The sequence below is a fragment of the Pusillimonas sp. SM2304 genome, from assembly GCF_031628915.1.
GTDB lineage: Bacteria > Pseudomonadota > Gammaproteobacteria > Burkholderiales > Burkholderiaceae_B > Pusillimonas_C.
The window spans coordinates 1,075,753-1,092,259 of sequence record NZ_JAVLUJ010000002.1 but is presented as its reverse complement, the minus strand read 5'-3'; the positions used below and the strand labels follow the sequence as shown (position 1 = coordinate 1,092,259).

17 protein-coding genes are annotated in these 16,507 nt (G+C 61.7%); 10 read left to right on the top strand and 7 right to left on the bottom strand.

The genetic code is table 11. The features are described from left to right. The first annotated feature begins 8 nt into the window (after nt 1-8). From RE432_RS14160 to RE432_RS14140, 5 genes are all read left to right on the top strand, one after another. On the top strand, nt 9-1,058 hold the full coding sequence (locus RE432_RS14160; RefSeq protein WP_310934055.1) for a glyceraldehyde 3-phosphate dehydrogenase NAD-binding domain-containing protein: 1,050 nt from the start codon (nt 9-11) through the stop codon (nt 1,056-1,058). Between the two features lie 96 nt (nt 1,059-1,154). After that, nucleotides 1,155-2,552 (top strand): class II fumarate hydratase, encoded by a 1,398-nt coding sequence (gene fumC / locus RE432_RS14155; protein WP_310934054.1) that lies wholly within the window; start codon nt 1,155-1,157, stop codon nt 2,550-2,552. A 44-nt stretch (nt 2,553-2,596) separates the two neighbouring features. Then, nucleotides 2,597-2,959 carry a DUF488 family protein gene (locus RE432_RS14150; protein ID WP_310934053.1) on the top strand — a complete coding sequence of 121 codons (363 nt, stop codon included), beginning with the start codon at nt 2,597-2,599 and terminating at the stop codon, nt 2,957-2,959. Between the two features lie 76 nt (nt 2,960-3,035). Next, entirely contained in the window at nt 3,036-4,430 is a 1,395-nt protein-coding gene (locus tag RE432_RS14145; RefSeq protein ID WP_310934052.1) for a nodulation protein NfeD, read from the top strand. Next, the gene (locus RE432_RS14140; RefSeq protein WP_310934051.1) at nt 4,420-5,181 is read left to right on the top strand and encodes a slipin family protein; all 762 of its coding nucleotides are present in this window, start codon (nt 4,420-4,422) and stop codon (nt 5,179-5,181) included. The genes RE432_RS14145 and RE432_RS14140 overlap by 11 nt, the downstream gene beginning before the upstream one ends. Here the strand turns inward: RE432_RS14140 and RE432_RS14135 are convergent. Then, nucleotides 5,178-5,660: a redoxin domain-containing protein gene (locus RE432_RS14135; protein WP_310934050.1), complete on the bottom strand. Its 483-nt coding sequence runs from the start codon at nt 5,658-5,660 to the stop codon at nt 5,178-5,180. The genes RE432_RS14140 and RE432_RS14135 overlap by 4 nt on opposite strands. A gap of 94 nt (nt 5,661-5,754) precedes the next feature. Between RE432_RS14135 and gnd the strand changes: the two genes are divergently transcribed. Together gnd and RE432_RS14125 are read left to right on the top strand one after the other, a co-directional pair. Continuing rightward, on the top strand, nt 5,755-6,780 hold the full coding sequence (gene gnd, locus RE432_RS14130; protein WP_310934049.1) for a phosphogluconate dehydrogenase (NAD(+)-dependent, decarboxylating): 1,026 nt from the start codon (nt 5,755-5,757) through the stop codon (nt 6,778-6,780). Further along, nucleotides 6,777-7,931 (top strand): PQQ-dependent sugar dehydrogenase, encoded by a 1,155-nt coding sequence (locus tag RE432_RS14125; protein WP_409079858.1) that lies wholly within the window; start codon nt 6,777-6,779, stop codon nt 7,929-7,931. The genes gnd and RE432_RS14125 overlap by 4 nt, the downstream gene beginning before the upstream one ends. 82 nt (nt 7,932-8,013) lie before the next feature. Here the strand turns inward: RE432_RS14125 and RE432_RS14120 are convergent, their stop codons facing one another. After that, nucleotides 8,014-8,439, bottom strand: coding sequence for a universal stress protein (locus RE432_RS14120; protein ID WP_310934048.1), 426 nt, complete (start codon nt 8,437-8,439; stop codon nt 8,014-8,016). A 201-nt stretch (nt 8,440-8,640) separates the two neighbouring features. Between RE432_RS14120 and RE432_RS14115 the strand changes: the two genes are divergently transcribed. Together RE432_RS14115 and RE432_RS14110 are read left to right on the top strand one after the other, a co-directional pair. Then, nucleotides 8,641-10,437, top strand: a complete 1,797-nt coding sequence (locus RE432_RS14115; RefSeq protein WP_310934047.1) for a glycoside hydrolase family 15 protein — start codon at nt 8,641-8,643, stop codon at nt 10,435-10,437. Nucleotides 10,438-10,508: 71 nt separating this feature from the next. After that, a complete protein-coding gene (locus RE432_RS14110; protein ID WP_310934243.1) occupies nt 10,509-10,805 on the top strand; it encodes an acylphosphatase in 297 nt (98 codons plus the stop codon). Between the two features lie 9 nt (nt 10,806-10,814). On the opposite strand, the gene RE432_RS14105 is transcribed toward RE432_RS14110, so the two are convergent. From RE432_RS14105 to RE432_RS14085, 5 genes are all read right to left on the bottom strand, one after another. Beyond that, nucleotides 10,815-11,363, bottom strand: coding sequence for an NAD(P)H-dependent oxidoreductase (locus tag RE432_RS14105; protein WP_310934046.1), 549 nt, complete (start codon nt 11,361-11,363; stop codon nt 10,815-10,817). A gap of 203 nt (nt 11,364-11,566) precedes the next feature. After that, entirely contained in the window at nt 11,567-13,072 is a 1,506-nt protein-coding gene (locus RE432_RS14100; RefSeq protein WP_310934045.1) for a tripartite tricarboxylate transporter permease, read from the bottom strand. Nucleotides 13,073-13,084: 12 nt separating this feature from the next. Continuing rightward, a complete protein-coding gene (locus RE432_RS14095; protein WP_310934044.1) occupies nt 13,085-13,546 on the bottom strand; it encodes a tripartite tricarboxylate transporter TctB family protein in 462 nt (153 codons plus the stop codon). 224 nt (nt 13,547-13,770) lie between these two features. Continuing rightward, entirely contained in the window at nt 13,771-15,195 is a 1,425-nt protein-coding gene (locus RE432_RS14090) for an ATP-binding protein (protein ID WP_310934043.1), read from the bottom strand. 1 nt (nt 15,196) lies between these two features. Beyond that, on the bottom strand, nt 15,197-15,904 hold the full coding sequence (locus tag RE432_RS14085; protein ID WP_310934241.1) for a response regulator transcription factor: 708 nt from the start codon (nt 15,902-15,904) through the stop codon (nt 15,197-15,199). Between the two features lie 173 nt (nt 15,905-16,077). On the opposite strand from RE432_RS14085, the gene RE432_RS14080 reads away from it, so the two are divergent. Then, nucleotides 16,078-16,506 carry an OsmC family protein gene (locus RE432_RS14080; protein WP_409079857.1) on the top strand — a complete coding sequence of 143 codons (429 nt, stop codon included), beginning with the start codon at nt 16,078-16,080 and terminating at the stop codon, nt 16,504-16,506. Nucleotide 16,507: the final 1 nt, after the last annotated feature.

Here is a 16,507-nt window from a genome sequence, read left to right as displayed (position 1 = left end):
AGCAGTTCATGAGCCGTCCCTTACGCCTGGCGATCAACGGTTATGGCCGCATTGGCCGATGCGTGTTGCGCGCCCTGTACGAGTCCCCCCTGAAAGACGTTTTTCAGGTCGTGGCCATCAATGAGCCGGCGGATCTGGCCAGCATGGCTTACCTGTCGCAGTTCGACTCCACGCACGGCGTGTTTCCAGGCACGGTCCAGCAAGGCCCCGGCAGCCTGGTGGTCAATGGCCGGTCCATCCATGTCAGCCACGCGACGGAGCCCGAAGCGGTGGACTGGCGCGCGGCGGGCGTAGACTTGCTGCTGGAATGCTCGGGCCACTACAGCTCGCGCGGGCAGCTGCAGCGTTTTATCGATGCCGGCTGTCCGCGCGTGCTGGTATCGCAACCGTCCAACAGCGCCCAGGATGTCGACTACACCGTGGTCTATGGCATCAACCACACAGGGCTGACCGGGCAGGAGACCATCGTATCCAATGCCTCTTGCACGACCAACGCCATTGTTCCGGTCTTGTCCGAACTGGACGCCGCTTTCGGTGTCGGCCATGCATTCCTGACGACCCTGCATTCGGTGATGAACGATCAGCCCATGATCGATGGCTATCACCATTCCGATCTGCGCCGCACGCGCTCGGCCATGCAGTCGATTGTGCCGGTGGCGACAGGCCTGGCCCAGGGGGTGGAGCGCTTGCTGCCCCAGCTTAAAGGCAAGGTTCAGGCCAAGGCCATACGCGTGCCCATATTGAACGTCTCGGCCATTGATTTGATGGTAAAGCTGGACAGCGACGTCTCGGTCCAGAAATTGAATGACATGCTGATTTCGGCCACCCGGCGCTATCCGGGCTTGCTGGCGTATTCGGATCATCCGCACGCATCGATTGATTTCAATCACAACCCGCATTCCGCCATCATCGACATCAGCCAGACGCGCACCAATGGCGATGGTTTCGCCAACCTGTTCATTTGGTTCGACAACGAATGGGGCTTTGCCAATCGCATGCTCGATGTGGCCCAGGTCTGGTCCACGCGCTTCCAGGCTTTGCAGGCGGACGCGGTATAAGCCCCTTCCGGCAGGCGGGCCTTGCCGTGCAACGGCCGCGTTCCAGGCGTATAGTTTAAGGTTGCATAGACTCAACCCGCCGCACAAGGAGCAAGCATGACGGCCAGCCGTATTGAATCCGATTCCATGGGTGAAATCGAAGTACCCGCCGAAAAATACTGGGGCGCACAGACGCAGCGCTCGATCCAGAATTTCCCGATAGGGGTGGCCCGCTTCAAGTGGCAGCCCCCCGTCATCACCGCGCTGGGTATTTTGAAGAAAGCGGCGGCCCAGGCCAATGCCGAGCTGGGCGAATTGCCGGCCGACATCGCCGACCTGATCGTACGGGCGGCCGATGAAGTCATTGCGGGCAAGCTGAACGGCGAGTTCCCCCTGGTGGTATTCCAGACAGGCTCGGGCACGCAGTCGAACATGAATGCCAACGAGGTGATTTCAAACCGGGCCATCGAGCTGGCCGGCGGCAATATGGGCGCCAAGAAACCGGTGCATCCCAACGACCATGTCAACCGGGGCCAGTCCTCCAACGATACGTTCCCGACCGCCATGCATATTGCCGTGGCGCAGGAACTGCAGCGCAAGCTGTTTCCCGCCGTGGGCAAGCTGCGCAGCACGCTGGCCGGCAAGGCCGAGGATTTCAGCGGCATTGTGAAAACCGGCCGCACCCACTTGCAGGATGCCACGCCCGTCACCTTGGGGCAAGAGATCGGCAGTTGGGTGGCGCAGATCGATTTTGCGCTGGATGCCGTGCAGTCCGACCTGCCAGGCATCTACGATCTGGCCATAGGCGGCACAGCCGTCGGAACCGGCCTGAATGCCCACCCCCGTTTTGGCGAGACCGCGGCCAAGCATATCGCCGGGATCACCGGCTTGCCGTTCCGCTCGGCCGATAACAAGTTCTTTGCACTGTCGGCGCACGATGCGCTGGTCAACCTGTCGGCGTCGCTGCGGACGCTGGCCGGCGCCTTGATGAAGATGGCCAACGATGTCCGCTGGCTGGCCAGCGGCCCGCGCTGCGGCATTGGCGAACTGTCCATCCCCGATAACGAGCCGGGTTCATCCATCATGCCGGGCAAGGTCAATCCCACCCAGTGCGAGGCCATGACCATGGTGTGCGTACAGGTGTTTGGCAACGATGCCGCCACGGCCTTTGCCGGGACCCAAGGCAACTTCCAGCTGAACGTATACAAGCCGGTGATGGTGCACAATGTGCTTGAAAGCATTGAATTGCTTGCCGACGCATGCCTGGCCTTCAACGACCATTGCGCCGTCGGCATCGAACCGAACCACGAGCGCATCGCTGAAAACCTTGAAAAGAACCTGATGCTGGTCACGGCGCTGAATCGTCATATCGGCTACGACAAAGCGGCCGCGATTGCCAAGAAGGCGCAAAAGGAAAAAACGACCTTGCGCGCGGCCGCGCTGGAATTGGGGTATGTCAGCGCAGAGCAGTATGATGCCTGGATCAAGCCCATCGACATGACGCATACCGGCTAGCCGGCGCGCCGCGGCCTTTTATCAGACAGGGGGTTATACCTTCCATGACTCAGCACGTGCACATCAAACGCGCCTACGAAGAGGCCAAGGCCGCCGACGGCTACCGCGTGCTGGTCGACCGCCTGTGGCCGCGCGGCGTGTCCAAAGAGGCGCTTCCGTACGATACATGGTGCAAAGACCTGGCGCCCAGTCCGCCTTTGCGCAAATGGTTTGGGCACAAGACCGAGAACTGGGCCCGGTTTCGCGACAGCTACGAGTCGGAACTGCGCACGCCGGAGCAGAAAGAACGCATGCGGGCCCTGATCAAGGCGGCGCAGGGCAAGAAAATCACCCTGGTGTATGGCGCCAAGGACCCCGACCATAATCACGCATTGATCTTGGCAGCCGAAATAAACAGACTATACTGAGCATGTGCCTTAAACGGTAGCTGCGCGCCGTCATCAGTATTTACAAAGACGCAACACCCGACTGCGGGAGGCCGACATGAGCAAAGTACGAACAGCGTGGTTCGCCTGCGTAGTGTTGCTGGGTATCCTGGGCTACTGGACCCAGGCGCCCGCCAAGGCAGATGCCGCGGCCTCTACCGTGACCGTGTTGCAGGTGGACGGCATTATCAGCCCGGCCACGTCCGACTTCATTACGCGCGGCCTTAGGCAGGCCGCTGAAAACGGCTCGAAACTGGTCATTCTCGAACTCGACACGCCCGGCGGCCTGGACACCTCGATGCGGTCCATTATCCGCCAGATCCTGGCTTCCCCGATTCCCGTCGCCAGCTTTGTGAGCCCCGGCGGCGCGCGCGCCGCCAGCGCGGGCACCTTCATTCTGTATGCCAGCCATATTGCCGCCATGACGCCGGCCAGCAATCTGGGCGCGGCGTCGCCGGTATCCATCGGCATGCCTGGCCCCGGCGCGGCAGACGACGGCAAGGACAAGAAGGGCGGGCTCGACACCATGAGCAGCAAAGTCACCAACGACGCGGCGGCGTACATCCGCAGCCTGGCGCAGTTGCGCGGCCGCAATGCGGACTTTGCCGAAAAAGCCGTGCTCGAGGCGCGCAGCATGTCGGCGCAGGAAGCGCTCAAGGCGGGTGTCGTGGATGTGATCGCCGCCGATCTGACCCAATTGCTGGCCCAGATCGACCGCAAGGCCATCACCCTTGATAGCGGCGCCGTCGCGACATTGAATACCGCGCACGCCACCATAGAGCGCATTGAACCCGATTGGCGCACCCGGGTGCTGGCCCTGGTGGCCAACCCGCAGATTGCGCTGATACTCATGATGATCGGCATATACGGTTTGTTTTTCGAACTCACCAGCCCGGGCATCGCGCTGCCGGGCGTCGCCGGGCTGATCTGCCTGCTGCTGGGCCTGTATGCCTTCCAGATGTTGCCGGTCAACTGGGCCGGCGTGGGCCTGATCGCCGCCGGCACGGCAATGATGATCGCCGAGGCCTTCCTGCCCAGTTTCGGCGTGCTGGGCATAGGCGGCATCATCGCGTTCGTACTGGGAGGCCTGTTCCTGACCGATACCGGCATACCGGGGTTCGACCTGTCCATGCCTTTTCTGATCGGCCTGGCCGTGGTCAGCGCCGGCCTGATCATGGTCATTGGCACGGTGGCGGCGCGCGTGCATAAGCGCGCGGTGGTAAGCGGCCGCGAGGACATGCAAGGCGCCCTGGGCGTCGTCACATCCGGAAAGGACGGCATGATCTATGCTGACGTACGCGGTGAAAGTTGGCGGGTGGTATGCAATGAGCCATTGTCGCCCGGCGACCACGTCAAGGTAGTTGCACTGGAAGGCCTGATTCTGCAGGTCGTCCGCATCGGCCAGGCCAGCATGGCCGGCCGGCCAGCCAAGGGGGAATCACATGTTCTATAGCGTCAATATCGGGCTTACCGCCGTCATCATTGTCTTGGTGCTGGTGCTTGTCAATGCCATCAAGGTCCTGCGCGAATATCAGCGCGGCGTCATTTTTACGCTGGGGCGCTTTTCCGGCGTCAAGGGCCCCGGCCTGATCTTCGTGATCCCGGTGGTGCAGCAGATGGTGCGGGTGGACTTGCGCGTGGTCACCATGGATGTACCCAGTCAGGACGTCATTTCGCGCGATAACGTTTCCGTCAAGGTCAATGCCGTGCTGTATTTCCGTGTCATCGCGCCCGACAAGGCCATTATCCAGGTCGAGCGTTATCTGGATGCCACCAGCCAGTTGGCGCAGACCACGCTGCGAGCGGTGCTGGGCAAGCACGAACTCGATGAAATGCTGTCGGAACGCGAAAAGCTGAACATAGACATCCAGCACATTCTGGATGCCCAGACGGATTCCTGGGGCATCAAGGTGACCAACGTCGAGATCAAGCATATCGATCTGAACGAAACCATGGTGCGCGCCATTGCGCGCCAGGCCGAAGCCGAACGCGAGCGGCGCGCCAAGGTCATTCACGCCGAAGGCGAGAAACAGGCGGCACAGTCGCTGATGGAGGCGGCCGAAATCCTGTCGACCCAGCCGTCGGCCATGCAATTGCGCTATCTGCAAACGCTGACGCAGGTGGCCGGCGACAAGAGCTCGACTCTGGTGTTTCCGGTGCCTGTGGACCTGTTGTCGGCCCTGCTGGGCAAGAAAACCGATTAGCCGAAAGGTTCGGTCAGCAATTGCCCAATGACCGCGCCCACGCGCAAATCGTCGAGCTGGCCGAAATGATGCAGCCGGATATGGCCGGTCTTGTCGATCAGCACCAGCGTGGGGGTCCCCTGCATGCCGTAGGCCTGCATGGTCAGGGGAATGGGGCCCTGCGCGGCGGGCTGGTCCACGGCCACCGGGAAACCCAGCCGGTATTCGGACAGGAAGGCTGCCAGCGCCACGGGCCCCATGGCCTCGTGGTGTTCGAACACGCTGTGCAGGCCGATGACCCGGACTTTATCGGGCGGGAAGGCGGCATGGATGGCCTTGGCCTGCGGTATGCCGTGCGAGACGCAGCCCGGGCACAGCATCTGGAAGGCGTGCAGCGCCACGACCGAGCCGCGCAGCGATTCCAGGGTGATGTCATCGCGCGCGTTCATCCACTGGCTGACCGACCAGGATGGCGCGCGTTCGTAGGCGACCGCATTCATAAGACCTCCCGCAAGCGTAAGGGGCGATGTATCGACAGGCCAATATAATCACGCCTAGTTTAGACTTTATATGCCAGTATTTGGGAGTATCGGGATGCAGATAGGAATGGTGGGCTTGGGCCGCATGGGCAGCAATATGGTGCAGCGCCTGTTGCGCAAGGGACATGAGTGCGTGGTGTACGACAGCCACCCTGACGCATTGGCCAAAGCCAAGGATCAGGGCGCAGCCGCTTTTGCGTCGCTGCCCGATTTCGTTCAGGCGCTGGCCAGGCCGCGGGCCATATGGCTGATGGTGCCCGCCGCCGTGGTGGACGGCGTGCTGGACACCTTGCTGCCTTTGCTGGACAAGGACGACATCGTGATCGACGGCGGCAACTCGTCCTACCACGACGACATCCGCCGCGCCGGGACGCTGGCGAAGGCGGGCCTGCATTATATGGATGTGGGCACCAGCGGCGGCGTGGCGGGCCTGGAGCGGGGCTATTGCCTGATGATAGGCGGCGAGGCCAGTACGTATCGGCATCTGGAACCGATTTTTGCCGCGCTGGCGCCTGGCGCCGACGCTGTGCCGCGCACGGTGGGCCGGCCTGCGCAAACCAGCGCGGAAAGCGGCTACCTGCACTGCGGGCCGCACGGGGCGGGGCATTTCGTGAAAATGATACATAACGGCATCGAGTACGGCATGATGGCGGCCTATGCGGAGGGGCTCAACATCCTGCATAAGGGCAATATCGGCCAGCAAGGCCGCGCCGCCGATGCCGAGACGACCCCGCTGCGCCATCCTGAACATTTTCAATACGATTTCGATCTGCCCGAGATCACCGAGTTGTGGCGCAGAGGCAGCGTCATCGGCTCTTGGCTGCTCGACCTGACCGCCCAGGCTTTGCAGGGCAACCCCGACCTGGACGACTATACCGGCCATGTGTCGGATTCGGGGGAAGGGCGCTGGGCGCTGGCGGCGGCGATTGACCAGGGGGTGCCGACTCCGGTCCTGAGCGCCGCTTTGTTTTCGCGCTTCGAGTCGCGGGGCAATGCCGACTACGCCAACCGTGTCTTGTCCGCCATGCGCAAACAATTCGGCGGCCATGTGGAAAAAACCAAAGGGGGCTCGACCGGATGAGCAAAAAACATTTCCTGACCCTGGCTGCGGGATTGCTGCCGTGGGTCCTGTGCATGCCGCCGGCCCATGCGCAAAGCGCGCAGGAGTACCCAAGCGAACAAGGTACGCTGACGGTCACCGAGCTGCTGACCGGGCTCGATCATCCCTGGTCGCTGGCTTTTCTGCCCAAGGGCACGGCGGCGCTGATCACCGAGAAGCCGGGCCGGTTGCGCCTGTGGGACGCGTCTTCGGGCCTGTCCGACCCCATACAGGGCGTGCCTGAGGTCTATGCGCGTTCGCAAGGCGGCCTGCTTGATGTTGCCCTGGCGCCCGATTTCGCGCAAAGCCGGCATGTGTATTTGTCATATGCCGAAATGGGCGGCGAGGGCCGTGCGGGAACGGCGGTGGGTTATGGAAGGCTGTCCGAGGACGGGCGGAAGCTGGAAGGCTTTACCGTTATTTTCCGCCAGACGCCAAAGCTGTCGACGGGTGCGCATTTCGGCTCCAGGCTGGTTTTCGACAAGCAAGGCTACCTGTTCATCGCCCTGGGCGAAAACAACCAGCGTCCTACCTCGCAAGACCTGGATAAACTGCAGGGCAAAGTCGTTCGCCTGCACCCGGACGGGCGCATACCCGACGACAATCCTTTTACCGGGCACAAGCAGGCCAGGCCGGAAATATGGTCCTACGGCCACCGGAACCAGCAGGGCGCGGCACTGAACCCCTGGTCCGGCCAGCTATGGACGAATGAGCATGGCCCGCGCGGCGGAGACGAAATCAATATTCCGCAGGCCGGCAAGAACTACGGTTGGCCGCTGGCCACCTACGGGATCAACTATTCCGGCCTGGCCATTCCCGAGGCCAAGGGGCAGCAGGTGGAAGACACCGAGCCGCCCATCTATTACTGGAAAGTCTCGCCGGCCATATCGGGCATGGCGTTTTACAGCGCCGACCTTTTCCCCGGCTGGCAGCACTCGCTGTTTATCGGCGCCTTGAAAGAACAGGCCTTGATACGGCTTACCCTGAAAGACGACAGGATCGTTCATGAAGAGCGCTTGCTGGAAGACCGTAACGAGCGCATTCGCGATGTGCGGACAGGCCCCGATGGCTATGTTTATGTACTGACCGACGAATCCAAAGGCAAGCTCTTGAAAGTCGGCCTGAAAAAATAAAGACGGGCGGGGCTTTGCCAGCCGTCAGCCTGCGCAGCGTGGGGGCTTTTCTTGCCGTCCACGCTGTTTTTGCTTTAGGCGTTTATTTGACCAGTGTCACGGGGATGTCGACCAGGCTGAGCACCTTGGTGGTCACCGACCCCAGCACCAGGCCGGTGACGCTGCCCAGGCCGCGCGTACCCATGATGATCAGGTCGCATTGGTTTTTCTTGGCATAGTCGGCGATGGTGATGGCCACGGGGCCTATGGCGACTTTTTCCTGATAGGCCACGCCCGCTTCGTCCAGCAGGGCCTTGGCCGGCAGCAGGGCGTTCCTGCCTTCATCCTGATAATACTCGTTGATGGCCTCGGCCGAAAAAAATCGCGTCACGTTGCCTGAAACGATGGGCGGATGCACGGTGATGATGTGCAGATTGGCGCCGCCCAGCTCATTGGCGGCCTTGATGGCGGCTTTGACGGCGCGCCCCGATGATTCGGAACCGTCGACCGGTATAAGTATGGTTCTCATGGATACCCCCTGTGGTTACTGAAAATGCATGCCGGCGGGCGCTACCCAAAGGAAAGCGGGTGGCGTTAGCAGGATAGCTGCTTTATATTAAAAGACACAGTAAACGGCATCATGATTTATATCAAGGACCTTGTCCGATCGGGCGGGTTCGATCGCTTATCCGGCCGCGCGGCATGGCGGCCAACACGACAGCGGAGGACTATGGCAGGCCGTATTGAAGATTACGCCTTACTGGGCAACTGCCGCACGGCAGCGCTCGTTTCCAAACAGGGGTCCATAGACTGGCTTTGCTTTCCCCGATTCGATGCGCCGGCATGCTTCGCTGCATTGCTGGGCACGCCTGAAAATGGCCGCTGGCAAATCGCTCCCACCACACCGGTCCGCCATGTCACCCGACGCTACCACGAAGGTACGCTCATTCTTGAAACCACCTTCACCACCGACGAAGGCACCGCCACGCTGATCGACTTCATGTCTTCGACCTTCAGGCATTCAAGCGTGGCCCGCATTGTCGTCGGCGTAAAAGGGCGGGTGACCTTCGATATGGATCTGGTGATCCGCTTTGACTACGGCCATACCGTGCCGTGGGTGGAAAGGCACGATCCGCTGACGCTGACGGCGGTGGCCGGCCCCGACATGCTGGTTCTGCGGACCCCCACCCCGATCAAGGCCCGGGCGGCCCATTCCACTGCAAGATTCAGCGTGTCGGAAGGCGAGCGCCGGGCGTTCACCCTGTCATACCAGCCCTCGCATGAGCCGGTGGCCGAAGGGTTCGATGCGGAAGCCTCCCTGGCCAAAACAGAGTACTTCTGGCATGAGTTCTCCAGCCGCTGTCCCGATGTCGGACCCTGGACCGCCCTGGTCAAACGTTCGCTGATCACCCTCAAGGCGCTGACCTATCTGCCCACGGGCGGCATTGTGGCGGCCGCGACCACTTCGTTGCCCGAGCACATAGGCGGCCAGCGCAATTGGGACTACCGCTACTGCTGGCTGCGGGACGCCACCATGACGTTGCTGGCTTTCATGAGCCTGGGCTACTTCGACGAGGCGCGCGCCTGGCGCGACTGGCTGGCCAGGTCAGCGGCCGGCAAACCCGACCAGATCCAGATCATGTACGGGCTGGGCGGCGAGCGCCGGCTACCGGAATACGAACTGCCCTGGCTGGACGGCTATGAAGATTCCAGGCCTGTACGCATCGGAAATGCGGCCGCCACGCAGTCCCAGCTGGATGTCTATGGCGAAGTGGCCGACGCCATGGAGCAGGCCATCAAAGGCAAGCTTCCCAGGCACCGGCGCATCGAAGCCATTGCCGAGGTGATCGTGCCGTTTCTGGAAAAAGCCTGGCGCGAACCCGACGAGGGCATCTGGGAGATCCGGGCCGAGCAACAGCACTTTACCCATTCGAAAGTGATGGCCTGGGTGGCGTTCGACCGCATCGCCATCGTGGCGCGGGACATGGAGAATGGCCGTGAATTCTCGGAAACCTGCCGGCGTATCGCCGATGAAATCCATGCCGAGGTCTGCCGCAAGGGCTACGATGCCGAGCTGGGCAGCTTCGTCCAGTATTACGGCTGCAAATGCCTGGATGCCAGCCTGCTGCAAATCGCCCTGACCGGTTTCCTTCCGCCCGATGATCCGCGTGTGCTGGGCACGGTCGCCGCCATCGAAAAACGCCTGATGCGCGATGGCTTGCTGCTGCGCTATGAAACGGAACAGGGTGTCGATGGCCTGCCGCCCGGCGAAGGCACCTTCCTGGTGTGCTCTTTCTGGCTGGCTGACGTGTACGTCTTGCTGGGGCGCGACGATGACGCACGTGCTCTGTTCGAGCGCCTGGCCGGGCTATGCAATGATGTCGGGCTGTTGGCAGAGCAGTACGACCCGCAAGCACAACGCATGCTGGGCAACTTTCCGCAGGCATTCAGCCATGTAGGCATTATCAACACCGCCTTGAACCTGCACAGGGTCAAGGCCCCGGCCCAAAAAAGGGCGCACACCTGACGGTCTGCGCCGCTTGTATGGAATAATCACGCCTTGCGTTGAACGCCTGGTCCGTTTGCGGGAGAATCGTCATTAAAAAGCTTGGCCCCCACCATCAATTCGATACCCTGGTCGCAAGGGTGACCGGACGCGTGCAAGGCGTGGGCTTTCGTGCGGCGACCGTGCGCCAGGCCCATCTGCTGGGCGTCAGGGGCTGGGTGCGCAACCTTGAAGACGGCTCCGTCGAGGCCCTGCTGCAAGGGCCGCACGATCTGGTCGACCGGATGCTGTCATGGCTGCATCACGGCCCTCAGGCTGCGCGGGTCGACGCCGTCGAACACCAAGAGGAGCATACCGAAAGGCGCTTCGACCGCTTTGAGCAGCTATGAACGATAAGATCACGCGTGCTGTTTGACCCAGGCCGCGAACTGGTCCATCCACCCCTGCAGGAAATCCTTGCTGCCGGCGCCTATGCTGCCATCGTCGTTGAACAGGCCGTCCTTGACATGGATGAAGGCTTCGGGCTGACCCATGGTGGGCATGTCCAGATAGACCAGGATATTGCGCAAGTGCTGCTGCGCCAGGGCTGAACCGATACTCCCGATGGACGCGCCGATCACACCTGCCGGTTTGCCCGCCCAGGCGCTCTGGCCATAGGGCCGGGAAGCATGGTCCAGTGCATTCTTGAGTACGCCCGGAATCGAGCGATTGTATTCGGGCGTGACAAATAGCACGCCTTGCGATGCCGCAATGTCGGCTTTCAGGCGTTTGACCGCATCGGCCTGATTGGCGTCATCATCCTGGTTGTACAAGGGCAGATCGCCGATTTCCAGCATGTTGAAGCTGAATTCGGAGGGAGCCAGTCGGGTCAATCCTTTTGCCAGCGCAAGGTTGAACGATTCCTTCCGAAGGCTGCCGACGACGACGGCGATTTTAAACTGGGCCATAACGATCTCCTGGTGAGGTTGGATAACAACAGGCAAGCGAACACCTGCCCCTCAAGTTTGAGCGATCGGATCGATAAGGACAAGGGGTTTCTTGCTCGAGGCGCCGGCCGCCTGGGCCGTATCAGAGCAGGGTGGCCGCGCTACAGCGCGGCGATGGTAGGCGCAGGCCGGGCCAGTTCCGGCCTGCGCATGCTTCACGCGTGTCAGCCTTCTTCTACAAAGGTTTCTTCGCGTTTCTTCTTGATGGAGGGCAGGGTCACCAGGATGACCAGCAAGAGGGCAACGATCAGCAGCGACAGCGACAGCGGACGCGTTACAAAGGTCATGTAGTCGCCCCGGGCCAGCAGCAGGGCGCGCCGGAAGTTTTCTTCCATCATGGGCCCCAGCACCAGGCCCAGCAGCAGCGGAGCGCCTTCGCACTTGAGCTTGGCCCATACATAGCCGACCAGGCCAAACCCTGCCGTCATCCAGATATCGAACACGTTGTAGTTCAGCGAATACACACCGATCGTGCAGAACACCAGAATAGCGGGGAAGAGGATGCGATAAGGCACTTTCAGCAGCTTGACCCACAAACCGACCAGCGGCAGGTTGAGCACGATCAGCATCAGGTTGCCGATCCACATCGAGGCGATCAGGCCCCAGAACAGTTCCGGGTGGCTGGTCATGACCTGCGGGCCCGGCTGGATGTTGTGGATGGTCATAGCGCCGATCATGAGCGCCGTCACGGCGTTACCCGGTATCCCCAGCGTCAGCAGCGGAATGAAGGATGTCTGCGCCGCGGCGTTGTTGGCGGATTCGGGACCTGCCAGTCCGGCGGGGTGGCCCTTGCCGAAACGCTCGGGGTTCTTGGATATTTTCTTTTCCAAGGTATACGAGGCAAACGACGACAAGACCGCGCCGCCGCCCGGCAGGATGCCCAGTGCCGAACCCAGCAAGGTGCCGCGCACGCAGGCGGGGGCCGCTTCCTTGAACTCTTGCATGTTGGGGTACAGCCGGCCGACTTTGTCGGTCAGGTCGACCCGCTGGTCCTTGAGCTCCAGGTTGGTCATGATCTCGGCAAAGCCGAACACACCCATGGCCACGACCGCGAAGTCGATGCCGTCCTGCAGTTCGGGGATGCCGAAGTCATAGCGGGCCACGCCCGAGTTGACGTCGGTGCCGATCATGCCCAGCAGCAGACCCAGCAAGATCATGCAAATGGCCTTGGGCAAGGACCCCGACGCCAGCACGACCGCGCCAATCAGGCCCAGGACCATGAGCGAGAAGTATTCGGCGGGACCGAACTTGAAGGCAAGCTCGGCAAGCGGCGGCGCAAAGCCGGCCAGCAGCACCGTGGCAAAACAACCGGCAAAGAACGAGCCGACCGCGGCAATGGCCAGTGCCGCCCCGGCACGCCCATTGCGTGCCATCTGGTGCCCGTCCAGCACGGTGACGACCGCCGAGGTTTCACCCGGCAGCGCCACCAGGATGGCCGTCGTGGACCCCCCGTACTGCGCCCCGTAATAAATCCCCGCCAGCATGATGAGCCCGGCGACCGGCGGCAGCACATAGGTAATGGGCAACAGCATGGCAATCGTGGGGACCGGCCCGATGCCCGGCAGCACGCCGATCAGCGTTCCCAATAGACAGCCCAGCAGGCAGTACGCAATATTTTCCACTGACAACGCAACGGAAAACCCCAACATCAGGTGATCGAATAATTCCATGTCAGTGCTTCCTTAGTTGCCGAGAAAGGTCGGCCACAGGGGGAATATGAGTCCCAGGCCTTTGATGAATGCCAGCCATACGAAAACGACCAGGAACAGGCCGTTGGCGGCGGCCACTTTCCAGTTGAAGACGTGACTGGCGTAGCTGCTCAGGAAAACGAGCAGGAAAACAGAGATGTAGACACCCAGATAGTTCAGCAGCAGGCCGCTCAGGGCGACGCTGCCCAGCAGGATGACGGCGATACCCCAGTCGAATTTCTCTAGCTTTACATGCTCTGCCTTGGGCAGCATGGCAGTGATCGCCACGACGCTGCCCAGCAAGGCCAGGCACACGCCCAGCCAGAACGGAAAATATCCCGGCCCCATGCGGGCGGCCGTGCCCATGGAGTAACTTGTTGCTCCCAAGGCAAATCCGGTTCCTATGGCGAAAAACATCACGCCGGACCAGAAGTCCTGTTTGTTTTTGATTCTCATGTTGACGAAGTCTCGTTGTTTATCGGTATACACGTTCAGCCCGGGCCGTTTTCAGGTCTTGCTGAACTCGTGGCGCACGCAGACCAGCCTTGTAAGCCAGCACGAGAAGCGCAGCGTGAAATAGTAGGCGAGGCAAGCCGCTGGATACGCGTTCTTTTATTACCGAATCATTACCATTCGGTAATGATTCGGCGGCTTGCGTCCTGGCTAGGGGGAAATGTGCATCAAGGCTTGTGGATCGGGAACGTGGCGCGTACGCGCAAGCCCGGTTGTGCATCGTCGAACGACAGCTTGCCGTCGTGCAGCGACACAATGGCGCGGACCGAGGCCAGCCCCAGCCCTGAGCCGGGCACTTCTGGCATGAGCCGGTAGAAGCGGGTCCCCAACTCGGCCCGCTGCGGCTGGGCGACGCCGGGGCCGCTGTCCGTGACGGTCAGCACGGCGCGGCCTTCTTTCTGGGCCGTGGCAAGCGTTACATGGGCGCCATCCTGGGTAAATTTCAGTGCATTATCGACCAGGTTGGCGATCGCGCCCGCCAACAAATCGGCATCGGCCAATATCCAGGTTCCGGCATGGCCCGGTGCGTTCGTGGCGGGCGCCTGCGCCAGTGTTGTATTGCGTTCCTGAGCCAGCGGCTCATAGAGTTCGATGACATCTTTGACAATGGCCTCGAGTTGCACGGCACGGAAGGTCTGCCTGCGTACGCCCGACTCGGCTTCGGCGATCAGCAGCAGCTTTTCGGCCACTGAAATCAGGTCCATGATTTCGTCCGAGGCCGCGTCGATGGCGGCCGACAGGGCGGCCGCCTGATCATGCTTGTCGCGCCGGGCCCGATGCAGGCCGGCCAGCACGCGCGCCAGGGGCGTGCGAATATTGTGGGCAATCGAGTCGGACACATTGCGCACGCCGTTCATCAGCGTTTCTATCTGGTCCAGCATGCGATTGATATCACCGCGCAACTGGTCGAACTCGTCGGCCTGCGGCGATGCCGGAATACGCCGGGCCAACTGACCCGTGCCCACCTGCACGGCGGTGTCCCGAATCGCTTCGACCCGCCGGCGCAGTTCGCGGCGGAAGATCACCGTGCCTATCATCACCAGCAGCAGGGCCACCAACATGGCTGCAATGATCGCATTGCCGATCAAGCGCTCGATGTCCTTCATGTCCTGCGTGTCGCGTCCAACAACCAGCGTGCCGCCGCCGCTCAGTTGCCGTATGCCCAGCAGGCCCGATACCGTTTTCCCGTGCCGCAGCACATTCAGCTGGATCGGGCCGCGCGTGTCGTGCACATGGTCGGCCGCCGCGAACAGATCCAGGTTGCCCACCCGCTTTTCCCCGTCGCTGTCCAGCAACAAATACATTTCGGTGTCGATGTCGGTCTGGTCGGACAGCAGTTGCCGGATTTCCGCCTGCAGCGCAGCCAGGCCGTATTGCTCGTAGTGGGTCACCAGGCGCTGGGTGGTCAGCACAACCTGCCGCTGGAACTGGGTCTGCAGCACGTCCACAATCTTTCCATAAGCAAAAATAAGCAGGAAGATCGTTGTGCAGACCGCCAGCAGCCCGTAGTTGAAGGTCAGGCGAAAGGCGACGGAATCCCATAGCCGGCGCCAAGGGGTCGCCGCGGGTTTGTCCGACGGGCGCCGCGCCATGTCAGGGCTTCCCGCAGGTATCGCCGGTTTGGCTGGTCAGCATATAACCCACCCCCCTGACCGTATGGATCAGGGCAGGCCCGGCATGTTCGCCATCCACCTTCTGGCGCAAGCGGCTGATGGCGGCATCGATGACATTGGTTTGCGGATTGAACTGATACCCCCATACGGCGCCCAGCAGCATGGCGCGGGTCAGCACCTGATCGGGATGCGCCATCATATAAGACAACAAACGGCATTCGCGCGGCTGCAGGGCAAGTGGCTTGCCCGAGCGGGTTGCTCTGGGCACCGTCAGGTCCATGCGCAGATCGGCGTAGACCAAGACACGATCCGTGGCATTGCTTTTCGACCGGCGCACCAGGACCTCCGCACGCGTCAGCAGCTCGATCAGGGCGAAGGGCTTGGTCAGGTAGTCGTCCCCGCCGGATTTCAGGCCCCGCACGCGCTCGTCCAACGCCGTCAATGCGCTCAGGACGATGACGGGGGTCTTGATGCCTACGCCGCGCAGGGTGGTCAGAATGGACAGGCCGTCGATCTGATTGGGCAGCATGCGGTCCAGCACAATGATGTCCCAGGGTTCGCTGGTGGCGCGCTGCAAGCCCTCGACGCCGTCATAGCACACCACGGGCCAATGGCCCAGTTCCCGAAAGCCATCGGCAATGTAATGGGCGTTATCCCTGTCGTCCTCGATGATGAGGCAATTCCATATCACAAAGGCTCTCCTGGGCCCTCAGGCCTGATTGTTATGCCGGACAATCAGTGTAGCGCGTTGAAATCAGGCGTGGCGTGCGTCGGGTACGCCGCTTGCTGTCCACCTGCGCACAGGCGTCCCGGACCGCGGCGCGCCTGGCCACTGAATATTCGGACAGCAAGGAGCGGAACATGATCATCAAGAAAGGATGGGCGGTATGGATGGGCGGTTTCAAGGACGGCAACGGCACGATATCCACTGAAACCGGTGCGCTGCGCGATGCGCCTTACGGCGTCCAGGCACGCTTCGAGGACGGGCGCGGGACCAATCCTGAAGAGCTGATCGCCGCGGCGCACGCCGCTTGCTTCTCGATGGCGTTTTCACTGATGCTGGGCGAAGCCGGATTGGCGCCGGAAGAAATACGCAGCACGGCGGCGGTCACGCTGGACAAAGTGGGCGACGGCTTTGCGATCACGGCCAGTCATCTGACCGTGGTCGCCAGGATTCCCGGCGCGGACCCGGCCAAGTTCGATGAAATCGCGAATCAGGCCAAAGCGGGATGCCCCGTGTCCAAATTGCTCAACGCCAAGATTTCGATGGATGCGACCTTGCTGCCCTAGG